We start from the raw sequence: 3,266 nt of genomic DNA, 5'->3' as shown, positions 1-3,266 counted from the left end.
TCGAAGGCCAGAAGCGGCCCACCTGACCGTCACCGAGAGGCGCAGCGAACTCCGGCGCTGCGCGCCTCCGGTCCGAGGATGCGTTTCCTTCCCCGGCTGAAGCCGGGGATACCCACGCAAGATCAGGGATGGACCGGCACCCGGCTCAGGTTCCGGGGAGGATACGGCGCGTTTCGTAGGCCCACATCGCGATCTCGACCCGGTTTCGGGCGCCGAGTTTGGCCATCAGGCTGGCCAGATGCGTCTTCACCGTACTGAGGCTGATGTGCAGCGCATCGGCGATCTCGGTGTTGGTCAGCCCGCGGGCGACGGCGAGGAGCACCTGCTCCTCGCGGGCGGTGACGGGGGAGACCGGCTGGGCCGCGGGCCGGCCGGCGGGCAGGTCGGCGAACGCCTGGAGCAGACGGACGGTGACGCTGGGCGCGATGAGCGCCTCACCGTCGGACGCCGACCGTACGGCCTGCGCCAGAAGGTCCGGTCCCGTGTCCTTGAGGAGGAATCCGCGGGCGCCGGCACGCAGTGAGCCGTAGACGTACTCGTCGAGGTCGAACGTGGTGATGACGACCACGGCCAGCGGGTCGGCGACCCCCGGGCCGGCGATCAGCCGGGTGGCCTCGAGCCCGTCGAGTACGGGCATGCGGATGTCGAACAGGCAGACGTCGGGGCGCAGTTCGCGGGCCAGGCGTACCGCTTCCTGTCCATCGGCGGCCTCGCCGACCACCTCGATGCCGGGCTGGGCGTTCAGCAGGATCCGCAGCCCGGTGCGGATGATCGTCTGGTCGTCAGCGACGAGGACGCGAATGGCCACGGCTCCCGCTCCTCGCTCTCGGCAGCTCGGCTTCGACGTGCCAGCCCTGGTCGGCGCCCGGCCCGGCACTCAGTGCGCCGCCGAGCAGGGCCGCGCGCTCGCGCAGTCCGGCAAGTCCGTATCCGTCGCGACCTCGGCCGGTGCGCTGGCCGTTGTCCCGGACGCTCACCCGTACCGTGTGCCGTTCCGCGGTGACCCGGACGACGACCTCGGTCGCGCCGACCGCATGGCGCATCGCGTTGGTCACCGACTCCTGCACGATGCGGTAGACGGCCGCGTCCACGGCCGGGGGCAGCGAGTCCAGCTCGCCGTCGAGCCCCAGGTCGACCCTGAGGCGACCACCCGGGGCGCGCACCAGGCGCTCCAGATCCGCGACGCCGCCAGGCGGTGCCAGCTCGGCGCCGACCCCGCGGTCGCGCAGCGCGGCGACCATGGCTCGCATCTCCTCCAGCGTGCGCGCCCCTTCCTCCTCGACCCCCTCCAGCGCCTCGACGGCGGCGGACGGGTCGGTGTCCGCGAGCACCCGGCCCGCCTGGGCGATGATCACCATGGCCGAGACGTGGTGGGCCACCGTGTCGTGCAGTTCCCGGGCGAGCTGCTCACGCTCGCGGGAGCGCACCTGCTCCAGCTGCCGCTCGCGAGCGGTCACCCGGAACCGCACGGCAGCCCCGATCACGCCGGGCATCCACAGGAAGACAAAACCCCCGACCTGTTCGGCGGCCGGGGTCTCGTCCGCGACGGCCGCCAGCGCGAAGGCCGTGAGGATCACCGCGCCGCCCAGCACGATCTCGCGTCCCGATCCCCACCGGGGCAGTGCGTACACCAGCACGATCACGACCACGCTGGTGTCCAGGCCGACGGGCTCGCGCGGTGCGGCGACCAGCGAGACCAGCTGGAGCAGGATCACCGAGCCGAACGCCAGCGTGACCATCGCCAGCGGGCGGGTCCGACGCCACAGGGTCAGCAGGCACAGCCATACGGCGAACAGCACCGCCACCGGCCGCCACACGACATTCTCGCGCAGGGTGGCCTCCAGCACCACACCGCCCAGTCCCGCGGCGAGCAGCGCCCAGTCCCGCCACACCCGGGCGGGCGCGTCGGGCGGCCGGGGTTCGGTCCACAGGGTTCGCAGGTCGTCTCGCAGCACGTACTCAGCCTAGGGCCCGCGCCGCGCCGCGCATCGGCCGAAAGGACGGGGCGTCACTCCGCCCCGGGGCCGACGGATCCGCGGCCCGCGAGCCGATGCCGCGGAGCGCCGTGGCGACGATCCTCGGCATCGGCGGCCGTACAAGGACGGCCGACGAGGTGGTTGGAGGACCCGATGCTCTCGAAAGCCCTGTTGCGCCTGGGCACAGGCGCCGCCCGCCATCCCTGGCGGGTGATCGCGGCATGGCTGGTCGCCGCCACGCTCGCCGTCCTCGCCGCCGTCGCCATCGGCGGGCGGACCGCGGACTCGATGACCGCTCCGGGACTGGACTCCCAGCGGGCCGCGCAACTGATCGAACGGGCCGGCACCGGCCAGGAGGGGATGACCGCCCACGTGGTCGTCACTCCCCTCGACGGCGGTGCGACGTTCTTCGACCACGGCAGCGCGCGCACCGCTCTCACGCGGCTGCAGACCGAGGTGCAGCGGCTGCCCCACGTGCTCGGCACGAGCGACCCGGCGGGGGCAATCGACGCGGGCGGGGACACCGCCGTGCGCGGGAGCCTCGTCTCGGCCGACGGGCGGATCGCGGTCGTCCGGGTGCAGTACCCCGACCAGAGCCGGCTGTCGGCCGAGGACCTCGACGCCCTCGTCGAACTCGGTGACCGGCTGCGCGCCGAACTGCCCCTACGCGTCGAGATGGGCGGGAGCCTCTTCTACGCGTTCTCCGACCCCGACGGCGGCGTGAGCGAGCTGATCGGCCTCCTCGCCGCGGCCACGATCCTGTTCCTGGCGTTCGGTTCGCTCGTCGCCGCCGCGCTGCCGATCGGCATGGCGCTCTTCGGGCTGACCGTCGGGGTCGCCACGATGACGGTACTGGCGGGGGTGACGGACGTCCCCACCTTCGCACCGGTCCTGGGCAGCATGGTCGGGCTCGGAGTGGGCATCGACTACGCGCTGTTCGTACTCGCCAGGCACCGGGAGTACCTCGCGCGCGGGCTCGATCCGCACGAGGCGGCCGGACGAGCGGTGGCCACGGCGGGGCGGCCCGTGGTCTTCGCCGGCGGCACCGTCGTCGTGTCGATCCTCGGCATGGCGGTCGCGAACGTGCCGTTCATGACGGTGGGCGGCCTTGCCGTCTCGATCGTCGTCCTGACCATGGTGCTGGCGTCGGTGACGCTGCTGCCGGCCTTCCTCGGCGCGGCCGGCCCGCGTCTGGGCCGGGCCGGCCGGATCGCCCGGGCACTTCGGGCGGGGCGGCCGGGCCGATCCGGCCAGATAGGAAGAGCGGCGGGGTGGGACAGAGGGGATTGC

3 protein-coding genes are annotated in these 3,266 nt (G+C 73.3%); 1 reads left to right on the top strand and 2 read right to left on the bottom strand.

Annotation, left to right across the window (positions count from 1 at the left end; genetic code table 11):
• Positions 1 to 145: 145 nt before the first annotated feature.
• Together ACWEQL_RS41755 and ACWEQL_RS41750 are read right to left on the bottom strand one after the other, a co-directional pair.
• Positions 146 to 808 (bottom strand): response regulator, encoded by a 663-nt coding sequence (locus ACWEQL_RS41755; protein ID WP_452156756.1) that lies wholly within the window; start codon positions 806 to 808, stop codon positions 146 to 148.
• On the bottom strand, positions 783 to 1,955 hold the full coding sequence (locus ACWEQL_RS41750; RefSeq protein WP_452156754.1) for a sensor histidine kinase: 1,173 nt from the start codon (positions 1,953 to 1,955) through the stop codon (positions 783 to 785). The genes ACWEQL_RS41755 and ACWEQL_RS41750 overlap by 26 nt, the downstream gene beginning before the upstream one ends.
• Positions 1,956 to 2,129: 174 nt before the next feature.
• Here ACWEQL_RS41750 and ACWEQL_RS41745 point away from each other — a divergent pair.
• A partial coding sequence (locus ACWEQL_RS41745) for an MMPL family transporter (protein WP_452156752.1) occupies positions 2,130 to 3,266 on the top strand: 1,137 nt, incomplete at its 3' end.

The sequence above is a fragment of the Kitasatospora sp. NPDC004240 genome, from assembly GCF_053603215.1.
Note: the sequence above shows the minus strand (reverse complement) of the source record. Positions and strands in the feature narration are given on the sequence as shown.